General features: G+C 54.3%; 19 protein-coding genes. 13 read left to right on the top strand and 6 right to left on the bottom strand.

What is annotated here, in order from left to right:
* Positions 1-10: 10 nt before the first annotated feature.
* Positions 11-1,576, bottom strand: a complete 1,566-nt coding sequence (locus LJN55_RS13785) for a methyl-accepting chemotaxis protein (protein WP_227534645.1) — start codon at positions 1,574-1,576, stop codon at positions 11-13.
* Positions 1,577-1,830: 254 nt separating this feature from the next.
* On the opposite strand from LJN55_RS13785, the gene yedD reads away from it, so the two are divergent.
* Positions 1,831-2,316: a lipoprotein YedD gene (gene yedD / locus LJN55_RS13780; protein ID WP_227534644.1), complete on the top strand. Its 486-nt coding sequence runs from the start codon at positions 1,831-1,833 to the stop codon at positions 2,314-2,316.
* 35 nt (positions 2,317-2,351) lie between these two features.
* On the opposite strand, the gene amyA is transcribed toward yedD, so the two are convergent.
* From amyA to fliD, 4 genes are all read right to left on the bottom strand, one after another.
* Positions 2,352-3,830, bottom strand: a complete 1,479-nt coding sequence (gene amyA / locus LJN55_RS13775) for an alpha-amylase (RefSeq protein ID WP_133841715.1) — start codon at positions 3,828-3,830, stop codon at positions 2,352-2,354.
* Between the two features lie 141 nt (positions 3,831-3,971).
* On the bottom strand, positions 3,972-4,337 hold the full coding sequence (gene fliT / locus LJN55_RS13770; protein WP_167863744.1) for a flagella biosynthesis regulatory protein FliT: 366 nt from the start codon (positions 4,335-4,337) through the stop codon (positions 3,972-3,974).
* Between the two features lie 12 nt (positions 4,338-4,349).
* Entirely contained in the window at positions 4,350-4,748 is a 399-nt protein-coding gene (gene fliS, locus LJN55_RS13765; RefSeq protein ID WP_227534643.1) for a flagellar export chaperone FliS, read from the bottom strand.
* Between the two features lie 13 nt (positions 4,749-4,761).
* The gene (gene fliD / locus LJN55_RS13760) at positions 4,762-6,165 is read right to left on the bottom strand and encodes a flagellar filament capping protein FliD (RefSeq protein ID WP_227534642.1); all 1,404 of its coding nucleotides are present in this window, start codon (positions 6,163-6,165) and stop codon (positions 4,762-4,764) included.
* 278 nt (positions 6,166-6,443) lie between these two features.
* Between fliD and LJN55_RS13755 the strand changes: the two genes are divergently transcribed.
* The 8 genes from LJN55_RS13755 to LJN55_RS13720 all read left to right on the top strand — a co-directional run bounded on the left by LJN55_RS13755 (position 6,444) and on the right by LJN55_RS13720 (position 15,385).
* A complete protein-coding gene (locus LJN55_RS13755; RefSeq protein ID WP_227534641.1) occupies positions 6,444-8,036 on the top strand; it encodes a FliC/FljB family flagellin in 1,593 nt (530 codons plus the stop codon).
* A 20-nt stretch (positions 8,037-8,056) separates the two neighbouring features.
* The gene (gene fliB, locus LJN55_RS13750) at positions 8,057-9,325 is read left to right on the top strand and encodes a flagellin lysine-N-methylase (RefSeq protein ID WP_227534640.1); all 1,269 of its coding nucleotides are present in this window, start codon (positions 8,057-8,059) and stop codon (positions 9,323-9,325) included.
* A 71-nt stretch (positions 9,326-9,396) separates the two neighbouring features.
* The gene (locus LJN55_RS13745) at positions 9,397-10,365 is read left to right on the top strand and encodes an HNH endonuclease signature motif containing protein (protein ID WP_159336459.1); all 969 of its coding nucleotides are present in this window, start codon (positions 9,397-9,399) and stop codon (positions 10,363-10,365) included.
* A gap of 167 nt (positions 10,366-10,532) precedes the next feature.
* The gene (locus LJN55_RS13740; RefSeq protein WP_062742546.1) at positions 10,533-11,255 is read left to right on the top strand and encodes an RNA polymerase sigma factor FliA; all 723 of its coding nucleotides are present in this window, start codon (positions 10,533-10,535) and stop codon (positions 11,253-11,255) included.
* A 43-nt stretch (positions 11,256-11,298) separates the two neighbouring features.
* Complete coding sequence (gene fliZ / locus LJN55_RS13735) at positions 11,299-11,802, top strand: flagella biosynthesis regulatory protein FliZ (RefSeq protein WP_062742545.1); 504 nt, start codon at positions 11,299-11,301, stop codon at positions 11,800-11,802.
* Positions 11,803-11,886: 84 nt separating this feature from the next.
* Complete coding sequence (locus LJN55_RS13730; protein WP_167863748.1) at positions 11,887-12,867, top strand: D-cysteine desulfhydrase; 981 nt, start codon at positions 11,887-11,889, stop codon at positions 12,865-12,867.
* Positions 12,868-13,053: 186 nt separating this feature from the next.
* Complete coding sequence (locus LJN55_RS13725) at positions 13,054-14,148, top strand: acyltransferase family protein (RefSeq protein ID WP_227536394.1); 1,095 nt, start codon at positions 13,054-13,056, stop codon at positions 14,146-14,148.
* Between the two features lie 163 nt (positions 14,149-14,311).
* Positions 14,312-15,385 carry an acyltransferase family protein gene (locus tag LJN55_RS13720; RefSeq protein ID WP_227534639.1) on the top strand — a complete coding sequence of 358 codons (1,074 nt, stop codon included), beginning with the start codon at positions 14,312-14,314 and terminating at the stop codon, positions 15,383-15,385.
* Positions 15,386-15,437: 52 nt separating this feature from the next.
* Here LJN55_RS13720 and putA read toward each other — a convergent pair whose 3' ends face one another.
* Positions 15,438-19,385, bottom strand: a complete 3,948-nt coding sequence (gene putA / locus LJN55_RS13715; RefSeq protein ID WP_227534638.1) for a trifunctional transcriptional regulator/proline dehydrogenase/L-glutamate gamma-semialdehyde dehydrogenase — start codon at positions 19,383-19,385, stop codon at positions 15,438-15,440.
* Positions 19,386-19,826: 441 nt separating this feature from the next.
* Between putA and putP the strand changes: the two genes are divergently transcribed.
* The 4 genes from putP to efeB all read left to right on the top strand — a co-directional run bounded on the left by putP (position 19,827) and on the right by efeB (position 24,902).
* On the top strand, positions 19,827-21,311 hold the full coding sequence (gene putP, locus LJN55_RS13710) for a sodium/proline symporter PutP (protein WP_227534637.1): 1,485 nt from the start codon (positions 19,827-19,829) through the stop codon (positions 21,309-21,311).
* Between the two features lie 283 nt (positions 21,312-21,594).
* Entirely contained in the window at positions 21,595-22,428 is an 834-nt protein-coding gene (gene efeU, locus LJN55_RS13705) for an iron uptake transporter permease EfeU (protein WP_133841726.1), read from the top strand.
* Positions 22,429-22,484: 56 nt separating this feature from the next.
* Positions 22,485-23,612 carry an iron uptake system protein EfeO gene (efeO, locus tag LJN55_RS13700; protein WP_212812906.1) on the top strand — a complete coding sequence of 376 codons (1,128 nt, stop codon included), beginning with the start codon at positions 22,485-22,487 and terminating at the stop codon, positions 23,610-23,612.
* A gap of 6 nt (positions 23,613-23,618) precedes the next feature.
* Positions 23,619-24,902: an iron uptake transporter deferrochelatase/peroxidase subunit gene (gene efeB / locus LJN55_RS13695; RefSeq protein WP_227534636.1), complete on the top strand. Its 1,284-nt coding sequence runs from the start codon at positions 23,619-23,621 to the stop codon at positions 24,900-24,902.
* Positions 24,903-24,905 lie beyond the last annotated feature (3 nt).

Genomic DNA, 24,905 nt, shown 5'->3' with positions numbered 1-24,905 from the left:
GCTCCTGATATTACAGCGAAGGGGAACGGGGGCGGTCACCGCGAAAACGGAAGAAGGCCATTTTTTCAACCAGCAACCCGGCATGCTGATTCACCGTCTGGCTGGCGCTACTCGCCTGCTGGACCAGTGCGGCATTTTGTTGGGTGGCGCTGTCCATCTGGATCACCGCCAGGTTGACCTGCTCAATGCCGCTGGATTGCTGACGGCTGGCCACGGCGATTTCACCGACGATAGCCACCACTCGCGCCACGCCACCGTTGATCTCCTGCAGCATCTCGCCAGAGCGCATCACCAGCGAGCTGCCGGTATCGACTTTACTGACGCTGGCCTGGATCAGGGTTTTAATCTGCTGGGCTGCCTGCGCCGAACGCTGGGCCAACTGACGAACTTCTGACGCCACCACCGCAAAGCCACGGCCCATTTCGCCCGCACGCGCGGCTTCCACTGCCGCATTCAGGGCCAGCAGGTTGGTCTGGAAAGCAATCTCATCGATCACCCGGTTAATATCGCCAATCTGCTTGCTGGAACTTTCGATTTCCCGCATCGCACCGACGGCATCCTCCAGCACCTTGCTGCCGCGCAGCGCCTGTTCACGCACCGTCATCGCCAGTTCGTTCGCCTGTGCGGCGTTATCCGCGTTGTGTTTTACGGTGGCGGTCATCTGTTCCATGCTGGCGGCCGTTTGCTCCAGCGAGCTGGCCTGGGCATGGGTGCGACCGGAGAGATCCTGATTGCCTTCTGCCATCTGGTGGGCGGCATCATTCAATGCCACGGCGCTGTCGCCCACTTCACGCACGATGCCGGAGAGGCGATGGTCCATACTGGCCAGCGCACGCATCAGTTCGCCCAGTTCATCAGGGGCGAAACGTTCGATATGGTGATCGAGCTTGCCGTTGGCGATCGCTTCAGCCAGCCGACGGGCTTTACCCACCGAATGGCTGATGGAGCGCACCAGCATTATCCCCGCCACCAGTGCCAGCAGCAGGCCAACCGTCAGAATGCCGATCAGGCTGTTACGTGCCAGCTGGTAAGATTGCGCACTCTGCTGGTAGTTACGTTCTGCATGTTCGCGCATCAGGCGATCAAGCTGGTCAATGCCCTGTTGCAGTGCGAGGCTGCCGGTGCGCAGGCGGGTTTCGATGATCACCAACGCCGCAGAAGGATTGCCGGTTTTCAGCAGCGCACCCGCGTCTTTCAACGCTTGCTGCCACTGAGTGAGGTCTGCGACAAATTGTTTACTGAGGTTTTCGGTTCCGGGGATCTGTGCCAGGCTCTGGTACTGTCCGCGAACCTGTTCAATCTGGCTGGCATACTGTTGGATAATGGCAAGACGTTTATCCACTTCTCCGGCGTCGGTCCAGTAACGCAGCGCTTCAAACAGCGTGGCGGATTGCAGCTGGGCCAGGCGATAAAGGCGGGAAGAACTTTGTAACGGGAGCAATTCGGTTTGGTAGGTGGCGGCGGCGCGCTGGTCAGCAGCACGAAGCCCGATAATTCCCCATACTGCGGCGATAATCAGCAGTATGCACAGCAGGCCCACGATCCCGATTAAGCGGGCGCGAATGGTTAATCGCATAGCAGTTGTTTCCCCTGAATTGACAATTCAATAGTCCGGGAGGGTGGTTGTTCTCTGTGCGGCGGGTTCCCTCATTAAACTGCTATCGGCAGCACATAAGGCAAACTTTAACGATTTGCTTAATTATGCTGCAAAGTAACTATCAGAAAAGACATGAAAAATCAGAAAGCACAGCGGCAGGGCGCGCCGGGCTTGCGGCGGGGCAGGGAAAAATTATAACGTATCGCCTAATTGAGAACATCAGGATGAGAAAAATGAAAAAGTGGATTGTTGCCGCCGCAGCGGTGGTGACCTTAAGTGGTTGTGCGCAGTTAACCGATTACGCCAGTGCGGTGAAAACGCCGCCACCGGCCGCGCTGGTAGGAAACTGGCAAACCTTCGGCCCGCAGAAAGGCCTGATTAGTAAGGAGGCTAAAGCCAGCCTGATAATCACCGCCGAAGGCGATACGCTGGACTGCCGTCAGTGGCAGCGCGTGATTGCCAAGCCGGGTAAAGTGACGCATTTTGACGGCGAGTGGGTGAATGTAAACAACGAGGTGCGCGTGATGCCGCTGGAGCTGGAAGGCACCGAGCTGCACTACGATAAACTGACGCTGCAGAAAGTGTCGCAACCCACCGTGGAGTGCCAGAAGGCGCTGGCCGATCGGGCGAAACCCCAGGAAACGAAGGGTGAACAGCCTGCCAGCGCCGCCACAGAGCAGCCCAAAAAACACAATAAGATGATCTACACCGAGAAGTAATCAGGTTGTCGTGGCCATCGTGGCCACGATCCTCCTTAGTTCAGCACCCAGACGCTGACGCTGCCCGCCGGACAACGAAACACCGCGTTGCCCTGTTCGTCGCTCCCGACCTCTTCACTGATGTGCCCCAGCAGATCGTGCCAGCGCTTCCCGGCGTAGTTCTCCCCTAAATCCAGCGTTTTCTCACCGGCTTCACCGTTTGACATGATCACCACGCAGCCTGGCATCTCTTCCGTCCCACTGCGCGCAAAGGCAATGCAGTTAGGGTGATCAAACCACTCACGTTGTTCTCCGTGGGCGTATTGCTGGCGGGCACGTACCAGGGTTTCCAGCTCGGCGATGACCGGGATCTCAATGTCATACTGTTCGCCGTCACCGCCTTCATCTTGATAGCGCGCGCCGAACAGGTCCGGGTAGAACAGCACCGGCACGCCGTTTTCACGCAGCAGGATCAGCGCGTAGGCCAGCGGTTTGAACCAGGGTTCCACCGGGGCTTCCAGCGCTTGTAGCGGCTGTGTGTCATGGTTAGCCACAAGGGTGACCGCATGCCAGGGATCGGCAGCCACCAGGGTACCGGTGAAGATCTGGCTGAGGTCGTACCCCGCACCCTGTTTGGACGCATTGTGGAAGTTCATTTGCAGCGGGGCGTCAAACAGCAGGCTTTTGCCATCGACCTGGTGGATGTACTGTTGCAGCTTATCCACTTCGTGCGACCAGTATTCCGCCACAATAAACAGGGGTTCGGGTGCCACTTCCTGTACGTGTTCAATCCACTCTTTATAGAACCAGGCGGGAATATGCTTCACCGCATCCAGACGAAAACCGCGGCAATGCACTTCATCCATGACCCAGCGCGCCCAGTATTTCAGCTCTTCGGTCACCGCGTGGTTACGGAAATCGATATTGGCACCCATCAGATAGTCAAAATTGCCCAGCTCGTCATCCACCTGGTCGTTCCAGCCCTCCCCGGTGTAGTCGTTAACGATTTTGAATACGCCGTTTTCATCGGGATTTTCGATATGGTCGACGCCGCTGAAGCATTTGTAGTCCCAGACGAACTGCGAGTACTGCCCGGCACGCACCGGGAAGGTAAAGCGCGTCCAGGCTTCTGCGGTGAGCACTTCCGGGTCGATCTCATCGCGGTTGTCCGGATTAACGCGGTTGACCTGCACCTGTTCTTTTTCGTCGGCGCCCATTTTATGGTTGAGCACCACGTCGAGGATCACCCCCACGCCGTGCGATTTTAAGGCTTCAACGGCGGCCAGCAGCTGCTCTTTGTCACCGTATTTAGTGGCACGTGAGCCTTTCTGGTCAAATTCACCGAGGTCAAACAGATCGTAGCTGTCGTAGCCAACCGAATAGCCGCCGGATTCCCCTTTATAAACCGGGGGCAGCCAGACGTCAGTGATGCCCGCCTCTGCCAGCCACTGCGCGCGTTCTGCCGCTTCCGGCCAGAGTTTGCCGCCTGTGGGGTAATACCAGTGAAAAAACTGCAACAGTGTGGGATTGCGCATGTAGTGGGTCCATTTTCGCCAGACGGGAAAATGAAGTATGAGCGAGGCGGGGAGAAAAAGTGCGGGCCAGAAGGGAATTATTTATTCCACTCTGGCCCACAGAAGGTGCTGAGTAAAAGCATAAAAATTTAAAGGTCTGGTTTATCCATTGGCTCCAGTGGGAAACAACACCACACCGGACATTTTCGTGTAGGCATTATTGACCGATTTCTGACGCCCGGCCTGCTGTATCAGACCGGAGATCTCATCCTGACGGTTCTTCAACAGGACTTTAAGTTCCGATTCATTATCGAGGATATGACGCAGTACCGGACGCAGCTGTTCCTGGGTATGGCTTGGAACCGGCTCGTTCTGGGTTGCTTTCGCCAGTTTTTCCACGGCGCTAAGATAGTTAACTTCCATATCAATCAGTGCATCCCACTGTCCTTCGCCAGCCAGACGCAGCATAGACTGACTGTGAGTCAAAATTTCCTGATAAATCGCGAGCAGATGTGGGGCAATGTTCATGTCTACAGAGTCCTAAACCAGAGCGGTTGTGCCTGAAACCTCTTTCCAGGCGTCGGCGATATTGCGCAGTAACTTCTCAACTTCTTCAATGCCGTCGGCATCGTTATCGATATTGGCGCGCAACAGACGGTGCACCATATAACGATACAGAGACGCCAGATTGCGCGTTAACTCATCTTCACTGGTCTCATCCAGACCGAGCTTCAGCCCGTTTTCGATAATGTTAATGGCCTTGGAGAGCGATTCGCCTTTTTTGACGATATTGCCCTCCAGCAAAAAGAGGCGTGCGCGGACGAGGGAGCTGATCGCCCCGTCGAACAGCAGCGTGATCAGCTGGTCATTGCTGGCACTCATCACTGCACTCTCCACGCCGACTTTTGCATAGGCTTGGGTACCGTTTGCGCTATACATTCTGGCTCCTGAATTATGAATTAGTGGTTTTGGTCGTCTCGAACTGCGCAGTGAGGTAATCACTGGTGCTGTTCAGTTTGCTGACCATTAAGTCCAGTGCGGTGAACTGCGTTTTTAAGCGCGCAATGGTGTCGTTAATACGATCATTTGCCTTGTTATATTGTTGTGTCAGGCCATTCAGGGTTTTACTGACCCCATCTTTTGCCGCCTGGATAGTGCCAGTGCTGGATAACCAACGGGTCAGATTGCTTGCCATCTTAGTTGTAATCCCGGTAGTTTTACCGTCACCGATAATCATAGCTTTGATTCCATCGGGATCTTTCGCCAACGAAGCATCCAGTTTTGTCTGGTCTGTGTTGAGTTGTCCGGTGGTTGGATCGGTTGTGATGCCAATTTGTGACAGCGTTTTAAAGGTTGAAGTGCTGGCGGTATTGGTCAGCATACCTTTTATCTGCTGCTGAATGGACCGCAAGGTACTGTCACCGACCAGCGCACCGTTGCTGGTGTCCTGAGCGTCTGTACCTGTATCAACTGCAGTGTATTTGGTCAAACTATCAAAAGAATCTTGCAGCGAGTTGTATGCCGTTACCCATTCAGTAATGGCAGTAGAGGCGCTGCTGGTATCTTTGGTGATCGTCAGCGTTTGTTCACCTGCTGTAACGTCGCTCAGGTTAAGTGTGATCCCTTCCAGCGCATCAGTAATGGTATTACTGCTGTTAACGATGGGGACATTATTGACCGTTAGTTCAGCATTTTTTGCGGCGACGCTTTGTGTCACATTGCCCGGGGTGTCCGAGCTGTAGCTCAACATACTCTGGATTGCACTATCACCCGTTACGCTAATCGTAGCCGAATTGTCCGTACCGGTGCTGTTTGACGTTAACGACAGACGATAGCTGCCGTCACCCGTTTTAATCACGCTAGCGGTCATGCCGGTATTGGCTTTATTGATAGCATCCCTAATACCGGTTAGTGATGAGTTAGCGGCGGTAACTGCAACATTGACAGTTTTATCGCTGCCAGAGAGTTTAATCGAAATTGTACTGTCTGAAGTAGCCAACGCAGTGGAATTGCTGGGTTGTACTGGCGATGTCAGCGTCTGCGCTTTTGCCAGGGCGGTAACGCTAATGCTGTATTTACCGGCAGTTGCACCAGAAGCTGCTGTAGCCGTTAACGCTGTGCTGCTGCTGACACTTTTGTAAGCGCTAAACAGATCGGCTTTATTCAGTTTGTTGTTAGCCGTTTGGAACGTTTCCAACGCACTTTTCATGGTGCTGTAGGCACTCAGCTTGGCTGTAAATGCCGTTTGCTGCTTGGTAATCGGGGTCAGTGCAGCTTTCTCTGCGGTCTGCATACTGTCAAGAATGTCCGCTAACTTGAGGCCGGAGCCGATACCTAAAGTAGATACACTTGCCATGATGTTTCCTTTATTTAATCAGGACGGAGTATGAATACCGAGGTTATCGGCGACTGATGCATAAAGTTTACGATTATTTGCGCAACGGCAATAAAACGAATAGCGGTAATAAAGAGGGGTATTTCGGCCAGTAGGGCAGAATGAAAAAAAATGCGGGGGAGGGTAAAAAAAACTAAAGGTTATTGGGGGACAGACGATAACAACTTTGACGGCGATGAAGCCGGGGGGCAAACAAGCCCAACCACTTAACCCGAAATGATTTAACAGGAAACTTTATCATGGCACAAGTAATCAATACCAACAGCCTCTCGCTGATCACCCAGAACAACATCAACAAGAACCAGTCTGCCCTGTCTAACTCAATGGAGCGTCTGTCTTCCGGTCTGCGTATCAACAGCGCGAAAGACGATGCTGCTGGTCAGGCAATTGCCAACCGCTTCACCTCTAACATCAAGGGCCTGACTCAGGCTGCCCGTAACGCCAACGACGGTATCTCTGTTGCACAGACGACTGAAGGCGCACTGTCAGAAATCAACAACAACTTACAGCGTGTTCGTGAGCTGACCGTTCAGGCTTCTACCGGTACCAACTCTGATTCTGACCTGTCTTCAATCCAGGACGAAATCAAATCCCGTCTGGACGAAATTGACCGTGTATCTGCACAGACTCAGTTCAACGGCGTGAACGTGCTGGCAAAAGACGGCACCATGAAAATTCAGGTTGGTGCAAACGATGGTGAAACCATCTCTATTGACCTGAAAAAAATCGACTCAAGCACGCTGAAACTGAATACTTTCAGCGTAGCTCCAGCAACAGTTCCAACCTCAGCATCTGTAGCTCTGAAAAGCGAAGTGGCTCCTACACTGACTCAGGTTAATATCGCCACCGGTGAAACCGCGGCTGGTGAAAAAGCATTCGGTGCAACTTACGACACAGATGCTCTGTCCGCTTACTTCAGTGGTGCAACTAACACCAATGATAAAACCGATGCGACTGGTACTGCAGATTCTTCTGTTTATGAAGTTAAAGTTGAAGGTGAAACCTATTTCGTTGCTCAGGATAACGATACTGCAGGTGCAGCATTCAGCCTGCTGAAACAAACTGCAACCGGTTATGAAAAAGTGCAGGTTGATGGTAAAGATGTTCAACTGGCTAACTTTGCTGGACGTGTTACCGCCTTCGTTGCTAACGGTGCTAATGCTCAGGCAGTAGACCTGAAAACGGGTACTGTTGGTAAAAACCTGGCTTACAACGATGCCCCAATGTCTGTTTACAGCGATGGCAAAAACCTGGAAGTGAAACAGGTTCTGGACAAAGATGGCAACGCAGTGGCTGGTCAGTATGCAGCGAAAAATGCAGATGGTACTTACCTCGCTGTCAACGTTGATACTGCGACTGGCAACACCTCAGTAATCACCGATACTAACGGTAAAAACGTTGAGTACGCGGTTGACAACACCGGCAACGCAAAAACTATCGCGCGTGTTGGTGATAAAGTCTACGATGCTACTGTTACAGGTGCAGGTACAGCTACAGCTACTGCAACCATCGGTACCACTGAACTGGCAGCATCAAGCCTGAAATCTCTGGCAACGACTAATCCACTGGAAAAACTGGATGCAGCTATCGCTCAGGTTGACCAGTTCCGTTCAAGTTTGGGTGCGATTCAAAACCGTCTGAACTCAGCCGTTACTAACCTGAACAACACCACTACTAACCTGTCTTCAGCTCAGTCCCGTATCCAGGATGCTGACTACGCGGTGGAAGTGTCTAACCTGTCTAAAGCACAGATCGTACAGCAGGCGGGTAACTCAGTGTTGGCGAAAGCTAACCAGGTTCCACAGCAGGTTCTGTCTCTGCTGCAGGGCTAATCGGTTCTCCGGTAATCCTTATGAAGGCGACCTCTGGTCGCCTTTTTATTGAGGACATATTTCGATTTAAAGCGAGAGTTGTTATGGAAGAGATCACAGTTGTAAAACCAGTATTTGTCGCTGATTTCAAATGTGTTGGCAGCGAGTGTCCTGACCATTGCTGTAAAGAATGGAACATTTCACTGGATAAAAAAACGGTGAGTCGTTATCTGAACAGCGCAAAGATTGAAATCAGAAATATTGCCTCTGAAAATATCACCATAACGAAGAAAAGCCCTAATGAATGGGGAGCAATGAAATTCGCTGCGAATGGAAATTGCGCATTTATGGATGATGATAAATTATGCAAAGTTCATAAAACTCTTGGGGAAAAAGGCTTAAGCAGCACCTGCTCCACCTATCCGCGGAAAGTTAGAAAATTCAGTCATTCAGCTGACCATAGCGTAATGATTTCATGCCCGGAGGCTGCAAAGCAGTTATTAACCAGGCCAGATTCGATGCTGTTTCAGCAAACCTCGGTTTTGCATGCCACAAAGGAAAACAAACCCAAGGTTAATCAGGAACACAAATTAATTAATCTGATGAGTGCTAACTTAATAAAATTCAGTCAGGGCAGTGGCGCTGTGGGTCTTTATAGTATTGCAATGCTTTTCATGCATATGGAAAAGATAAATCATGAAGGTGGTGGCAGCATTGAACGCCTTGAGAGCTATTATTTAAGCATCGTTGATAGTATTGCAAGTGGTAGTGTTGCAAGAAGTATTTCTGGGTTGAAAAATAATTATGAGCTACAGTGGGCGCTGTTACTGCGTTTGCAAACTTATTTTTCAACTAAGGTTTCAGCGCGATCTGTTAAGACGCTGAGATATTACATTAACAAATTAGTTTATATTCAGACTGAAGGTGCGAAAGAGGGGGATGTCGCTTCATCTATGGCGCGACTGAACAACGCCTGGAACGAGAAAGTCATACCCTGGTTAGCTGAACGCCCACACTTGATGAGCAACTACCTGCAGTATCGTATTTATCACGATAACTTCCCAGGTAGAGGGGGGAGTAATCCACTTGCTTGTTTATATCTTTTAAGTGCTGAGTGGTTCTTTATTAAGTCACTTATTGCTGCATGCGTGGAACTTGTTGGTTACGTAGAAGAAAATGATGTAATTAATATTATCTACAGTTTCCATTCTCTCACGACCCACACATCCAGCAGTTCGGCGGCATTCTGTGCCGAAATTGACAAGGTCAAAGTCAACGACGATCTGTCATTAATTTATCTTTTAAAATAACGTTTTTATACTTAAATCCTTTTACTTGTATTAAATCCCGCCCCTGCGGGGTTTTTTCTCTGGAGTGTGCTATGCGCTTCAATTATGACTTGTTACCTGGGGAACTGCTGCCGTTTGAGGAGATAAACGACCGCTACAGCAGAAAGTACCCCGACGATAAATCGTTGACGACCAGAGGGTTGCTGAGCCCGTCAACCTCCAGCAAAAACTGGACTATTCGCGCCATCTTTGCCAGCAAAGACAGCCATATTCCGCTGGAAGATCTGCTGTTTATTACCAACGACAACGAACGTAAAAACTACCTGCAGCGCTTCGAGCATTATCTGCAGCGCCAGGAGAGTTTTCTCTATTTCCGTCGCCCGCTGGAACCCACACCGTGGAATACCTGGAAGGTGATGGGGGAGAGCAAAGTGCTGGCGATGCTGGATCCGGCATCAATCATGGCGCAAAGCCTGTTACAGCAGCGGGGTTACACCCTGACGCTGTTACGCAGCGACGAAGATGACGAATACTGGCAGCTGTATGACCGCCAGTCGCAGCCATGCTTTGAGTATTCGCGTCAGCTGCAGTTTATCGTGGTGCTGACCTCACCGCTGTTGCCGCCGCCGGCCGGTGTCATCCAGGGTACGCAGGTCGGGCGACGCGTTAAAGCCCGGCTGTGGCATCGGGCCAGCCATCATGAGTTCAGCCATGCGGTACGCGAGCGCTATGGTGCCTGTGTCATCACCGGTACGCTGCTTACCGACGAACATGCCTGGCCGTGGGTGGAGGCCTGCCACATCGATATACGTGAGAACGAACAGGGCTTCCTGCTGGATAACAGCGCGGATAACGGCCTGTTCCTGCGTAGCGATCTGCAACGTCTGTTTACCAGCCGCAGAATGACTATCGACCCGTTAAACGGCACGGTGCATTTTCGCCGCACGTTACAGGAAGATCAGACCCTGTTGCCGTTTTATCAGGAGCTGGAGGGAAAAGTGTGTGCGCTGTGGCAGCAGGTGCCGGAGAACACGCGGCAGCGTTTGCTGCGCAAAGTTTGACCCGTTCTATGCTGAGGGATCCCCGCGTCGAAAAATCGCGTCGCCGGGATCGTTCAGGTCCACAAAAATGAAATAACCCGCCTTTTTAACCGCTATTCCCCCAATCAATCTGCCCTACAGAAACAGATAATCGTGCCGATAACTTAATTACAGCAGGGTAGGTCAGAGTGAACGATCTATATACCGCCGATGGCGTGATGGACAAACATTCTCTGTGGCAGCGATACATACCGCTGGTTCGCCATGAAGCGTTGCGCTTGCAGGTACGTCTGCCCGCCAGCGTTGAACTGGATGACCTGTTACAGGCGGGAGGCATCGGGCTACTGAATGCCGTAGAGCGTTACGACGCGCTACAAGGCACTGCGTTCACGACATACGCCGTACAGCGTATCCGTGGGGCGATGCTCGATGAACTTCGCAGCCGCGACTGGGCACCACGCAGCGTGCGCCGCAATGCGCGCGAAGTAGCGGGGGCCATGCATCAGGTGGAGCAGGCGTTGGGGCGCTCAGCCACCGAGCAGGAAGTGGCTTCGCAGTTGGATGTCTCGCTGGAGGAGTACCGGCAGATCCTGCTGGATACCAATAACAGCCAGTTGTTCTCCTACGACGAATATCGTGAAGAACACGGTGACAGCGCAGAGTTGGTGACGGACGGCCATGAAGAAGCCAATCCGCTGCACCAGTTAATGGAAGGCAGTCTGCGCGAGCGTGTCATTGAAGCAATTGAGGCTTTGCCCGATCGCGAAAAAATGGTGCTGACATTGTATTACCAGGAAGAGCTGAATTTGAAAGAGATTGGCGCAGTGCTTGAGGTGGGCGAGTCCCGTGTCAGCCAACTGCACAGTCAGGCGATAAAACGCCTGCGCGCCCGGTTAACGGGGGCGCGCTGACGAAGTCAGTTTTGCACTCTCAACACCAACCGGGGAATCTCGAATGGGATCCAAAACTAAAATGAGGCCGTTGAGCCGTTATTTGAAAGACTACAAACACAGCCAGAGCAACTGCTCACATTGCGGAAAAGTATTAGACCGCATGGCACTGGTTTTTCGTGGTCAGATCATTAACAAAGAGGCCATCGCCCGGATGGATCAGCTGATCGACGATCAGGTCTGGTTAAAATTACAGAATGAGCTTACGGCGTTGTGCCGTTTTTGTAGCGACATTTATTGCAACACACATCCGACTTACTTTGACATCATGGCGTTCAAACAGTACCTGTTCGAGCAGACTGAAATGAGCCACAGTACCATTCGCGAATATGTTGTTCGCCTGCGTCGTCTTGACGATATGCTCTCAGCACGAGGCTTCCCGGCAGAGCGCCTGAGTGGCCCAAGCTGGCATGAATGCCTCGAAAATGATTTACCGGATGCGGGAAATAACAATTACCGCATTGCGTTGCGTAAGTATGATCAGTTCCTCGGCTGGCAACGTAACTAATCGCACCGATGATAAGAAGATGACCATCAGGTCATCTTCTGCAACACTGTAAGGATAACCTGAACGCCTGCTATGGAGGCCGCGTTGTCCTTACACAATATTGCTAATTTTCCCCGTCTTGAACTGCTGGGTTCGCCCACGCCTTTAGAGCATCTTCCCCGTCTGTCTGATTATCTCGGCCGCGATATTTTTATCAAACGTGACGATGTCACGCCGGTGGCCCTGGGGGGTAACAAACTCAGAAAGCTGGAGTTTCTCGCCGCTGATGCGCTGCGTGCCGGGGCTGACGTTCTGCTGACAGCGGGGGCGATTCAGTCCAATCATGTACGCCAGACGGCGGCAGTCGCCGCGAAGCTGGGCCTGAAGTGTGTGGCACTGCTGGAAAATCCAATTGGCACCACCGCTGAAAACTACCTGAGCAACGGTAACCGCCTGCTGCTGGAGTTGATGAGCACCGAGATTGTGATGGTCGATGCGCTGCACGCCCCGGATGCACAGCTTGAAGAGCAGGCCACGCTGCTGGAGGCGCAGGGTTTTCGCCCTTATATCGTCCCGGTGGGCGGCTCCAATGCGCTGGGTGCGCTGGGCTACGTTGACTGCGCGCAGGAAATTGCCCACCAGAGTGAAGGCGTGGTCGACTTTGCTGCGGTGGTGGTGGCTTCGGGCAGTGCGGGTACACATGCCGGGCTGGCAGTGGGCCTGGAACATCTGCTGCCGGAGACGGAGCTGGTGGGGGTCACCGTTTCACGTAAGGTGGCCGATCAATTACCCAAGGTCGAGAAAATCCGTCAGGAACTGGCCCGGTCGCTGGAGATGGTGAGTACAGCCCCCATCACGTTATGGGATGACTACTTTGCGCCGCGCTACGGCGAGCCGAATGAAGAGGGCATGGAAGCGGTTAAACTGCTGGCACGACTGGAAGGGATCTTCCTCGATCCGGTGTATACCGGCAAGGCGATGGCGGGGCTGATCGACGGGATTACCCGGCAGCGTTTTCGTCGTGAAGGGCCGATTGTGTTTATTCACACCGGGGGTTCACCCGCGCTGTTTGCCTATCACCCCTAAACTTTAATAAGGTTATTCTTAAAGTAAAATGTTACCTGCCTGAAATCAGAGCATATTGCGGATGAGGGCAGGAAAAACATTAATGATTTGAAAGCATTCGGAACGCTTTCAGACGATCCTCATAGTGATCCGTAGAGTATCAAGGGATACTTTCGGGATATTATGATGAGATTGGGTTTTATTATTATGTCTGTCGCTGGCAAGCAAGAAGTCCTGTGGATTAATACCCTCAAGGGCGGGTGCATATTACTGGTGGTTCTGCATCACACCATTATTACCACCTTCATTCCCTCTTTGCAGTATCTCACGGCCGGAATGATACCGGCTGACATGTGGGTTGTGTTTAATAAATACCTCTCGCCGCTGCGTATGCCGGCCTTCTTTTTCGTCTCAGGTCTGCTGGCAGCCAGTGCCATCAGTAAAAAGAGCTGGAGCGAGGTATTTACTAAGAAATTCAGCAATATTCTCTACCTCTATATTCTCTGGGGTGTGATTCAGTGGGCAAGTATCTACAATATTTCCGCCAATTTGATTGGACAGAAACTCTCCACCGCCGTCAATGCCGCTTATGCCAGTTCGCCGCTGGAGTTCGTTAAGCTGCTAACGCTGTCGATGACCAGCCTGTGGTATTTGTATGCGCTGGCGGGCTATTTTATCGCGGCGAAATTGTTCCATCGTCAAAAAGTTGCGCTGCTGGTGGGCGCGGTGCTGCTGAACTATGCCACGCAGTTTCATCTGGTGCCTGGCTGGGGCCCGAATGGCGTGGTGCAGAACTTTGTCTACTTTGTCCTGGGGGCCTTCTTCAGCCACACGCTGGTGGAGATCAGCCAGCTGTCGCGCCGTCATCTGGCTCTGTTAGGGGCGATGGTGCTGGTTGGCGTGGCGCATCATGCCGCGGGGATGATGAAAAACCCGTTTTACTGCATCGTCGCGATTGTCGCGGGTATTGTGCTGTGCCGGGCGCTGAATAACCGCTTCAATATGGGATGGCTGAACTGGATTGGCCGCAACACGCTGCAAATCTACGTGCTGCACCGCATCTTTATCGAACTGCTGGGCCTGACCATGCTGACGCTGGCGGTGAAATACAGCCTGTTCGACAATCAGGGATTCTCGCTGGCCTGGGCGCTGCTGCTGCCGATTTTCGCGGTAAGCATCACCACCTGTATCTCGTTGATCGCCTGGAATCTGCTGAATCGCGGGCCGGGCAAAGCACTCTTTATGTACCCAAGGCTGCTGCGTAAACCGCGGCCTGTGGAGAATGTCGCTAACAACGGCTAATTTTTTCATACCTGGCCGATAAACTCGGCCATTTTTATACCCGCCATACAGATCAGTATGACGGGTATATTTTTATCGATACCCATAAAAAATATAAAAAGACCGTGACGGAGGATAACTTTCCCTTTTATCAACATCAGATGCTCACAGCAGGAGTATTGTCATGAATATGACGACCAAAAAAGATATCGCCTGGGTTAATACCCTGAAAGGCGGCTGTATTTTACTTGTGGTGCTTTATCACGTGGTTCTTCCTGGTTATGCCGATATTGCCCCTTTACTGACCGCCGGGCAGTTACCGGCCAAACTCTGGCTGGCGTTTAATAACCAGCTTTCCCCATTACGTATGCCGGCATTTTTCTTTGTTTCAGGCCTGCTGGCGGCCAATGCTATTCTGAATCGTCCCTGGAAACAGGTATTCACCAGTCGCGTAACGAACCTGTTCTACCTCTATTTTCTCTGGGGGTTGATACAGTGGCTGATGATTAATGGCGTGTCGGTCGGCATGATGGGTGAGCATCTCTCCGGTAATATTAATGCCGCCTGGGCCGACTCGCCGTGGCAGTTTCTCAAGCTGATGTTGCTGGCGATGAGTTCCTCCTGGTATCTCTACGCACTGGCGCTGTTCTTCGTGTTTGCCCGGCTGTTTCGTCAACAGAAACCGCTGATCATGCTGCTGGCGGTGGGGCTGAACTATGCGGCGGTGACCGGCATCATCCCCGGCTGGGGGCCGGAAAGCCTGTCGCAATACTTTGTCTTCTTCCTGTTTGGTGCATTTTACAGCGAGATACTGATCCGCTGGAGCGAATGGCGACGCGATAACCTGCTGCCCTGGACGCTGCTGTTGCTGCTGACAATCGCGCACAGCCTGCTTGGCCAGGAACAGAGCCTGTTCCTGTGCGTGATGGCCATCCTCGGCAGTATTGCGTTCTGCCGCGCACTGAACCGAATGTTTTCGATGTACTGGCTCAACTGGGTGGGGAAGAACACATTGCAGATCTACGTGCTGCACCGCATCTTTATTGAGTTCTTCGGTCTGTCTGCGATCCTGTATGCCGTGGGTCACCAGCTGTTTGCCAGCCAGGCATTTTCGCTGCTGTGGGCCGTGGGTTTCCCGCCGCTGATGGTGTTGCTGTGCGTAGGGTGTTCGGTCGGCGTGTGGACGCTGCTGAATCGCGGCTGGGGCCAGTCGCTGTTTATCTACCCGAAGCTACTGCGGATGAAGTTTGAGGGGTGAGAAGAGAGGGGCGGCCATTTTTTCCGGTCGCCCCGTGTCATGAGATGAGGCGTTAACCGATGGTCATCAGGCTGGCATTCCCCCCGGCCGCTGCCGTATTCACACTCAGCGAACGCTCCAGCAGCAGGCGCTCCAGCAGCAGATTGGTTTCCCCACGGGCAAAGCCCTGTACGGTAATAATCGCACCGTCGCGGGCTGCCACGGCCTGGCACAGGTCACGTAACTGGTCGGCATCACCGTGGTAAATCACCGCATCAATGGTTTTGCTCTCCAGTGGCTGTGCCGCAAAATCAATGCGTTGCTGTACCGTGGGTGGCAGCTGCTGCCACAGGCTACGATGGAGGTCATCTTCCGTCCACAGCGCACGGCTGCCCACGGCTGTCACGGCCGCCAGTTGCACCAGCGCATCTTGCTCGTTGTCTGCCAGACACAGCACCTGTTCACGCGGCAGTAACGCAAAGGTATTGCGTTCACCCGTAGGTCCTGGCAGCAGGCGGATCGTTCCGCCCTGGCCCAGCTCGGCAAAGCGTGCGCAGCAGGCCGCCAGAGGGGGGCGGTCGGCTGCCCATTCACTCAGTGCGTCATGTGCCGCCAGCAGTGCCGGACGCAGTGCGGCATCCACCGGGCGCTCTTTGTCCTGGCGATTGAGGGTGACGGACAGCGCATCATCCGGGCGCGAGGAGAGCAGACGATAAAGGTAGAGCGGACCACCGGCTTTCGGCCCGGTGCCGGACAGGCCCTCGCCACCAAAGGGTTGCACACCCACCACCGCACCGACCATATTACGGTTGACATAGAGGTTGCCCACATGCGCCTTCTGCACCACCTGATGGATCGTCTCATCGATGCGCGTATGCACACCCAGCGTCAGCCCGTAACCCGAGGCATTGATCTGCTCAATCACCTGCGGCAGGGTGCTGCGCGCATAACGCACCACGTGCAGTACCGGACCGAAGATCTCGCGGGCCAGGTCTTCTACCTTGTTTAATTCAATCAGCGTAGGCATCACGAAGGTGCCGGTCTGCCACTCGCGGCGGCCCGGTGCCTGCGGTTGTGCCGCCTGGAACACGGTAAAGCCTTTGCTGCGCATCGCCTCAATATGTTGCTCAATGCCCGCTTTGGCATCGGCATCAATCACCGGACCAATGTCGGTGGAGAAACGTTCCGGGTTGCCCATACGGCATTCAGCCATCGCGCCCCGTAGCATGGTTAACGTATGTTCTGCTACATCGTCCTGCACGCACAGCAGGCGCAGGGCGGAGCAACGTTGTCCTGCGCTGTCGAAGGCAGAAGCGACAATATCGGTCACCACTTGCTCGGTCAGGGCTGAGGAGTCGACGATCATCGCATTCATCCCACCGGTTTCCGCCACCAGCGGCGTCGGGCGGCCCTGCGGATCCAGACGACCGGCCAGATGACGCTGAAGCAGGGTGGCAACGGCGGTTGAGCCGGTAAACATCACGCCGCGTACGCGGTCGTCCTGCACCAGCTGGGCCCCCACTGTCTCACCACTGCCGGGCAGCAGTTGCAGTGCCCCTGGCGGTACGCCCGCTTCATGCAGAATGGCAACGGCCTGAGCCGCAATCAGGGGCGTCTGCTCTGCCGGTTTGGCCAGCACGCTGTTACCGGCGGCCAGTGCGGCGGCAATCTGGCCGCTGAAGATCGCCAGCGGGAAGTTCCACGGGCTGATGCAGACCACCGGGCCAAGCGGGCGGTGGGTTTCATTATCGAAATCGTCGCGCACCTGACCTGCGTAATAGTGCAGGAAGTCCACGGCTTCACGCACTTCGGCAATGGCATTATTGAAGGTTTTACCCGCTTCACGCACCAGAATGCCGATCAGGCGCTGTATCTGGCCCTCCATCATGACGGCGGCGCGCTCCAGAATGGCGGCGCGTTCCTGCGGCGGGGTGGCGAACCAGATAGGCCCAACGCGGGTGGCGGCATCCAGCGCGGCGGAAACGTCTTCCGGGGTCGCACTGCGCACATAGCCCACCACATCCAGCGGTTCTGCCGGGTTGATCACCGGAATACTGTCGCCAGCGGCCAGCGGGCCATCAATCAGCGGTTGCACCTGCCAGGTCTGGCTGGCGCTGTTCAGCAGTGCACTCGACAGTGACGCCAGGCGATGTTCGTTAGCGAGATCCAGCCCGGATGAGTTTTGACGGTGTTCGCCATACAGCTCGCGCGGTAACGGGATTTTCGGGTGCGGCAGACCGACCGCACCTTCGCTGCGTGCCAGGGCTTCCACGGCAGACACCGGGTCGGCCACCAGTTCGTCCAGCGGCAGGGTGGCATCGGCAATGCGGTTAACGAAGGAGGTATTCGCGCCGTTTTCCAGCAGGCGGCGCACCAGGTAGGCGAGCAGCGTTTCGTGTGTCCCGACCGGGGCATAAATGCGGCAAGGGCGGTTGAGTTTGCCATCGGCAACTTTCCCCACGACCTGCTCGTACAGCGGTTCCCCCATGCCATGCAGACACTGGAATTCATACTGGCCGGGATAGTAGTTGTTGCCTGCCAGCTGATAGATTGCCGCCAGCGTATGGGCGTTGTGGGTGGCGAACTGCGGGTAAATCAGGTTTGGCACCGCCAGCAGTTTGCGGGCACAGGCAAGGTAGGAGATATCGGTATACACCTTGCGCGTGTAGACCGGGTAGCCTTCCAGTCCGTCCGTCTGGGCGCGTTTGATTTCGCTGTCCCAGTAGGCCCCTTTTACCAGACGGATCATCAGACGGCGACGGCTGCGTTGTGCCAGGTCGGTCAGATAGTCGATCACCATCGGGCAGCGTTTCATATAGGCCTGGATCACAAAACCAATGCCGTTCCAGCCTTCCAGCTCCGGTTCAAAGCAGAGTTTTTCCAACAGGTCGAGCGACAGCTCAAGGCGATCGGCTTCTTCAGCATCGATATTGATACCGATATCGTAGCTGCGTGCCAGCAGCGTCAGTGATTTCAGGATCGGGTATAGCTCTTCCATTACGCGTTCATATTGCGCACGGCTGTAGCGCGGGTGCAGGGCAGAAAGCTTGATGGAGATCCCCGGGCCTTCATAAATGCCACGACCGTTAGACGCTTTGCCGATGGCATGGATCGCCTGCTGATAGGAGAGCAGATAAGCCCTGGCATCCTGCGCCGTCAGCGCCGCTTCACCCAGCATATCGTAGGAGTAGCGGAAACCGGTCTCTTCCAGCTTGCGGGCATTGGCCAGTGCTTCGGCGATGGTTTCCCCGGTGACGAACTGCTCGCCCATCAGGCGCATCGCCATATCGACCCCTTTACGGATCAAGGGCTCACCGCTTTTGCCGATAATCCGGTTGAGCGAGCGTGACAGATTGGCTTCGTTATGGGTCGAGACCAGGCGGCCCGTAAACAGTAGCCCCCAGGTGGCGGCATTGACGAACATCGACGGGCTGCGCCCCAGGTGAGAATGCCAGTTACCGTTGCTGATTTTATCGCGGATGAGGGCATCACGGGTCGGTTTGTCAGGAATACGCAGTAAGGCTTCGGCCAGGCACATCAACGCCACGCCTTCCTGGGAGGAGAGTGAGAACTCCTGGAGCAGACTTTGCACCATTCCGGCGCGCCCGCCCGCCCCTTTTTGGTGCCGGAGCTTGTCCGCCAGCTGATAAGCCAGGCGATGGGTAGACTCTGCCAGAGGCTGCGGTAAACGCGCCTGCTCCAGCAGCATGGGCACCGCTTCGGTTTCCGGGCGGCGCCAGGCGGATGTGATGGCGGCACGGGCGACCGACTGCGGCAGGATCTGCTCGGCAAAATCCAGGAAGGGCTGGTGCGTTTCTTCCGACGGGCGTACATCACTCTCTACAGCGAGGGTGCTGGTGGGGAGCTCGGCCAGCGTGGTGCCTTGTTCGATCTGTTGCAGATAGTTGAAAATGGCCTGCTTGATCAGCCAGTGCGGCGTACGGTCAATCTGCAGCGCGGCCTGTTTAATCCGGTCGCGTGTTGCATCGTCCAGTTTCACACCCATGGTAGTTGTGCCCATGCCTTACAGCTCCTGAATCAGTAGATAACAAATGATAGGGTGCAATATCACTGATGTTGCAACTTTGTGCAACCTCGTTAAATGTGACCCTCTCCTCAAACTTAAAAATGGGCTTTTTGTTAACGTACAAAAAGCGGCATGGATATTGCTGCAAGAAACTCGCCAGATTCGTGAAAGCGCCGTTAAGCCTGGTTTTTATGGGGTTGCTGTGCGGGTGCAACCCGGTGAAGTGTGATGGAGTGCAACCTGCTGGCATTTAATAGTAACAACCTGGTGAAATGGATGTACGAGCTGTGTTAAATCGTTTGTGCCACACAGCCGTTTACGGCAGGATACCGCCCCCCGGCTGGATGCCCCCCCGTGCGCCGGTCTGCTTCGTTCCGGCAGATGACGCATATGCAGCCTCCCGCTGTGGAAACGAATAATAAGTGGAGAACTTAAATGACTGTAAGTACACCCATGATGGTGACATTTTGTGTTTATATTCTTGGCATGGTGCTGATTGGTTTCATCGCATACCGTTCAACGAAAAACTTTGATGACTATATTCTCGGTGGTCGTAGTTTAGGTGCTGTTGTGACGGCACTCTCTGCCGGTGCGTCCGATATGAGCGGCTGGCTGCTGATGGGCCTGCCGGGCGCTATCTTCCTTGCCGGGATTTCAAAAAGCTGGATCGCCATTGGCCTGACCCTGGGGGCGTATCTGAACTGGAAAATTGTCGCGGGCCGTTTGCGCGTGCAGACTGAGCATCATGGCAATGCCCTGACGCTGCCGGACTACTTCTCCAGCCGTTTTGAAGACACCAGCAAGCTGTTGCGCGTGATCTCCGCCGTGGTCATCCTGATCTTCTTCACCATCTACTGCGCTTCTGGCGTGGTGGCGGGTGCGCGACTGTTCGAAAGCACCTTCGGCATGAGTTACCAGACAGCCCTGTGGGCCGGTGCCGCTGCCACTATTGCTTACACCTTCGTTGGCGGTTTCCTCGCGGTCAGCTGGACCGACACGGTGCAGGCCAGCCTGATGATTTTTGCCCTGATCCTGACGCCGGTGATGGTCATTCTTGCGGTCGGTGGTCTGGACGATGCGATGGTCGTGATCAAAGCCAAGAGCCTTGCCAATGTCGATATGCTGAAAAATCTCAACTTTGTGGCGATTATCTCCCTGCTGGGCTGGGGGCTGGGCTACTTCGGCCAGCCGCATATTCTGGCGCGTTTTATGGCGGCGGATTCTCACCGTTCTATTCGTACCGCACGTCGTATCGGGATGATCTGGATGATTCTGTGCCTGGCGGGTGCTGTCGCCGTGGGCTTCTTTGGTATCGCCTACTTCCAGAACAACCCTGCACTGGCGGGCGAGGTTTCGCAGAATAGTGAGCGTATCTTTATTGAACTGGCGCGCATTTTGTTTAACCCATGGATTGCCGGGATCCTGCTGTCCGCGATTCTGGCGGCGGTGATGTCAACGCTCAGTTGCCAGCTGCTGGTGTGCTCCAGCGCACTGACGGAAGATCTGTATAAGAACTTCCTGCGTAAAGGGGCCAGCCAGCGTGAGCTGGTGTGGGTGGGGCGCTTGATGGTGCTGCTGGTGGCGGCCATTGCTATTGCGCTGGCCGCGAATCCGGACAACCGTGTACTGGGTCTGGTGAGCTATGCCTGGGCTGGCTTCGGTGCGGCATTTGGTCCGGTGGTTCTGCTCTCTCTTGTCTGGAGACGTATGACGCGTAACGGTGCACTGGCCGGGATGATCGTCGGTGCGGCGACCGTGCTGGTATGGAAACAATACGAATGGTTTGACCTCTACGAGATTATTCCAGGCTTCCTGTTCGGCAGTATCGCCATTGTGGTCTTCAGCCTGCTGGGCAAAGGGCCATCTGCCGCTGCTGAGCAGCGTTTTGATGCCGCTGAAGCCGAATATCAGGCCGACTAAGCTCTCCTCTTCGCTGGTGCCGCCCGGTACCAGCGAATCTTCCCCCTCTGCAATTCAGCCCGCTTTCCCGTTTTATGCCCTCGCTCCTGCCTGTCCGTCGGGAACGAGCGGGAGAAAGCCCTGTCGTCATCGTTACATTTGCTTAATTTTTCCCATCTCGCAAAACACGAAAATATCGTTCCGCCATCTTGTAATTAGTCGCCCGATAATGATAATCAATATCGTTTTTATTTTACTTATCTTTACTGGTTTTGACCTAATTTCACGCTTTGAGGTGTATGGCATGTTTGTCCCGTTTCTTATTATGTTACGCGAAGGATTGGAAGCGGCGCTGATTGTCAGCCTGATCGCCAGTTACCTGAAACGCACCCAGCGCAGTCAGTGGTTTGGTGCCATGTGGATTGGGGTGTTTGTTGCTGCCGCGCTGTGCCTTGCACTCGGCTGGTTTATCAATGAAACCACGGGCGAGTTCCCGCAGAAAGAGCAGGAGCTGTTTGAAGGCCTGGTTGCCGCCGTTGCCGTGGTGATCCTCACCTGGATGGTGTTCTGGATGCGTAAAGTCTCACGTAACGTAAAGGCACAGCTGGAAGAGGCTGTTGATAGCGCGTTACAGAAGGGCAACAGCAGCGGCTGGGCGCTGATCATGATGGTGTTCCTTGCCGTGGCGCGTGAAGGGCTGGAATCCGTCTTTTTCCTGCTGGCCGCGTTCCAGCAGGATGTGGGTTATGCGCCACCGCTGGGTGCGATGCTCGGCCTTGGCACTGCGGTGGTGCTGGGTATGCTGATTTACTGGGGTGGGGTGCGCCTTAACCTGGCCAGCTTCTTTAAATGGACCAGCCTGTTCATTATTTTCGTCGCTGCCGGACTGGCCGCAGGGGCGATCCGCGCCTTTCATGAAGCCGGGTTATGGAATCACTTCCAGGACGTGGCGTTTGATTTGAGTAACACCCTGACCACCCACAGCGTTGTTGGCACCTTACTGGAGGGCCTGCTGGGCTATCAGGAAGCGCCAAGCGTCAGTGAAGTCGCGGTGTGGTTTATCTATCTGATTCCTGCGTTGCTGCTGTTTGCACTGCCTGCGCGCTCTGTATCGACCTCTGCGCGTACCACGCGCTGAATCTGTCTGGCAGGCTGATGGTCTGCCGTTAACAACACTTTGACTGGGATGACTCAATGACCACACACTTTCGCCGCCACGCACTGAATGCTGCCCTGCTGGCCGCCCTGACTTCATCCGGCGCAGCGCTGGCTGCCGATATCCCACAGGTTAACGTCAGCGTGACCGATAAACAGTGTGAACCGATGACACTGACCGTGGATGCAGGCAAAACGCAGTTCATCATTAAGAACAACAGCCAGAAAGCGCTGGAGTGGGAGATTCTGAAAGGCGTAATGGTGGTGGAAGAGCGTGAAAATATCGCGCCATCCTTCACCCAGAAGCTGACCGCGAATCTGGAAGCGGGTGAGTACGATATTACCTGCGGCCTGCTGAGCAACCCGAAAGGCAAGCTGATCGTGAAAGCGAATGGCAGTAAAGTGAACGACGGCAAGCCGGATGTACTGCAACTGGTTGGGCCGATTGCTGATTATAAGCTGTATGTCACTCAGGAAGTGGCCCAGTTGGTCACCGGCACCAAAGCCTTCACAGATGCCGTGAAAGCGGGCGATCTGGCGAAAGCGAAAGCCCTGTTTGCGCCAACCCGTCAGCACTACGAGCGTATTGAGCCGATTGCTGAGCTGTTCTCCGATCTCGATGGTCAGATTGATGCCCGTGAAGATGATTTCGAGAAGAAAGCAGAGGATCCTAACTTCACCGGCTTCCACCGTCTGGAAAAAGTGTTATTTGCCGATAACACCACCAAAGGTATGGATAAATTCGCCGACCAGCTGTACAAAGATGTGCTGGATCTGCAGACCCGTATCAGTGAACTGGCTTTCCCTCCGGGCAAAGTGGTTGGCGGTGCTGCTGGTCTGATTGAGGAAGTCGCTTCCAGCAAAATTTCGGGTGAAGAAGACCGCTACAGCCGCACTGACCTGTGGGATTTCCAGGCCAACGTTGATGGCGCACAGAAGATCGTGAACCTGCTGCGTCCGCTGGTGCAAAAATCTAACCCTGAACTGCTGGCGAAAGTGGACGGTAACTTCAAAAAAGTCGATGCCATTCTGGCGAAGTACCGTACCAAAGACGGCTATGAATCTTACGAGAAATTGACTGATGCCGATCGCACGGCACTGAAAGGTCCTATTACGGCGCTGGCCGAAGACCTTTCCCTGCTGCGTGGTACGCTCGGTCTGGATTAATCAGAAATGGCAAAACCTGTTGACGGTGTGGCGTTAGCGTCACGTCGTCGTTTACTGAAAGGAATGGGCATCCTCAGTGGTGCCCTGGTAGTGGCGGGCGGTTGCCCGGTTCATGCGGCCACTGACGAGAAAACCTCATCACCCGGAACGCTGTCACCTGGCGCCCGCCAGGAACGTCAACCGTTCTATGGTGCGCATCAGGCGGGGATCACCACGCCGCAGCAGGCGGCCATGATGCTGGTGGCGTTTGATGTGCTGGCCACGGACAAAGCCGATCTGGTGCGTCTGTTCAGGCTGTTAACCGACCGCATTGCGTTTCTGACCACCGGAGGTAAAGCACCGCTGGTGACCAACCCGCAGCTGCCACCGATGGACTCTGGCATTCTGGGGGAGGACATCTACCCGGATAACCTCACCATTACCGTTTCTGTTGGTACCTCTTTGTTCGACGAGCGCTTTGGCCTGCAAGCGTTGAAGCCGCTGAAATTACAGCGGATGACGCGCTTCCCTAACGATTCGCTTGATGCCAGCCTGTGCCACGGCGATGTGCTGTTGCAGATTTGCGCCAATACCAATGATACGGTCATCCATGCGCTGCGCGATATCATCAAGCATTCGCCGGATCTGCTGAGCGTACGCTGGCGACGTGAAGGGTTTATCTCCGACCACGCAGCGCGCAGCAAAGGCAAAGAGACGCCGATTAATCTGCTGGGCTTCAAAGACGGTACGGCGAATCCGGACAGCACCGATAACAGCCTGATGGATAATATTCTGTGGGTCAGCAAAGCGCAGGGCGAACCGGCGTGGACGCTGGGCGGCAGCTATCAGGCGGCACGTATTATTCAGTTCCATGTGGAGTTCTGGGACCGTACGCCGTTACGTGAACAGCAAACCATCTTTGGTCGCGAGAAGCACAGCGGTGCGCCACTGGGGATGCACAAAGAGCACGATGTGCCGGACTACGTCAGCGATCCTAACGGAGATGTTATCCCAATGGATGCCCATATCCGTCTGGCGAACCCGCGTACGCCGGAAACGCAAAGCAGCCTGATGCTGCGCCGTGGTTACAGCTATTCTCTGGGTGTCTCTAACGCCGGACAGTTGGAAATGGGGCTGTTATTTGTTTGTTATCAGCACGATTTAGAAAAAGGTTTTCTGGCCGTGCAAAAACGACTTAATGGCGAAGCGCTGGAAGAATATATAAAACCGATCGGCGGGGGGTATTTCTTCGTTCTCCCCGGCGTTGCTGATGCCCAACACTATCTGGCACAGGGATTGCTGGAGGCTTAATCT

The sequence above is a fragment of the Erwinia rhapontici genome, assembly GCF_020683125.1.
GTDB classification, from domain to species: Bacteria; Pseudomonadota; Gammaproteobacteria; order Enterobacterales; family Enterobacteriaceae; genus Erwinia; species Erwinia rhapontici.
This window is presented reverse-complemented; position numbering and strand designations above follow the sequence as displayed.

Bases quoted from the DNA above. Each gene is read 5' to 3' on its own strand.
- amyA (WP_133841715.1), bottom strand. From the start codon at position 3,830: ATGCGCAATCCCACACTGTTGCAGTTTTTTCACTGGTATTACCCCACA.
- fliT (WP_167863744.1), bottom strand. From the start codon at position 4,337: ATGAACATTGCCCCACATCTGCTCGCGATTTATCAGGAAATTTTGACT.
- fliZ (WP_062742545.1), top strand. From the start codon at position 11,299: ATGGGATCCAAAACTAAAATGAGGCCGTTGAGCCGTTATTTGAAAGAC.
- LJN55_RS13745 (WP_159336459.1), top strand. From the start codon at position 9,397: ATGCGCTTCAATTATGACTTGTTACCTGGGGAACTGCTGCCGTTTGAG.
- efeB (WP_227534636.1), top strand. From the start codon at position 23,619: ATGGCAAAACCTGTTGACGGTGTGGCGTTAGCGTCACGTCGTCGTTTA.
- LJN55_RS13725 (WP_227536394.1), top strand. From the start codon at position 13,054: ATGTCTGTCGCTGGCAAGCAAGAAGTCCTGTGGATTAATACCCTCAAG.
- putP (WP_227534637.1), top strand. From the start codon at position 19,827: ATGACTGTAAGTACACCCATGATGGTGACATTTTGTGTTTATATTCTT.
- efeO (WP_212812906.1), top strand. From the start codon at position 22,485: ATGACCACACACTTTCGCCGCCACGCACTGAATGCTGCCCTGCTGGCC.
- fliD (WP_227534642.1), bottom strand. From the start codon at position 6,165: ATGGCAAGTGTATCTACTTTAGGTATCGGCTCCGGCCTCAAGTTAGCG.
- LJN55_RS13720 (WP_227534639.1), top strand. From the start codon at position 14,312: ATGAATATGACGACCAAAAAAGATATCGCCTGGGTTAATACCCTGAAA.
- putA (WP_227534638.1), bottom strand. From the start codon at position 19,385: ATGGGCACAACTACCATGGGTGTGAAACTGGACGATGCAACACGCGAC.
- LJN55_RS13755 (WP_227534641.1), top strand. From the start codon at position 6,444: ATGGCACAAGTAATCAATACCAACAGCCTCTCGCTGATCACCCAGAAC.
- LJN55_RS13785 (WP_227534645.1), bottom strand. From the start codon at position 1,576: ATGCGATTAACCATTCGCGCCCGCTTAATCGGGATCGTGGGCCTGCTG.
- yedD (WP_227534644.1), top strand. From the start codon at position 1,831: ATGAAAAAGTGGATTGTTGCCGCCGCAGCGGTGGTGACCTTAAGTGGT.
- fliB (WP_227534640.1), top strand. From the start codon at position 8,057: ATGAAGGCGACCTCTGGTCGCCTTTTTATTGAGGACATATTTCGATTT.
- efeU (WP_133841726.1), top strand. From the start codon at position 21,595: ATGTTTGTCCCGTTTCTTATTATGTTACGCGAAGGATTGGAAGCGGCG.
- fliS (WP_227534643.1), bottom strand. From the start codon at position 4,748: ATGTATAGCGCAAACGGTACCCAAGCCTATGCAAAAGTCGGCGTGGAG.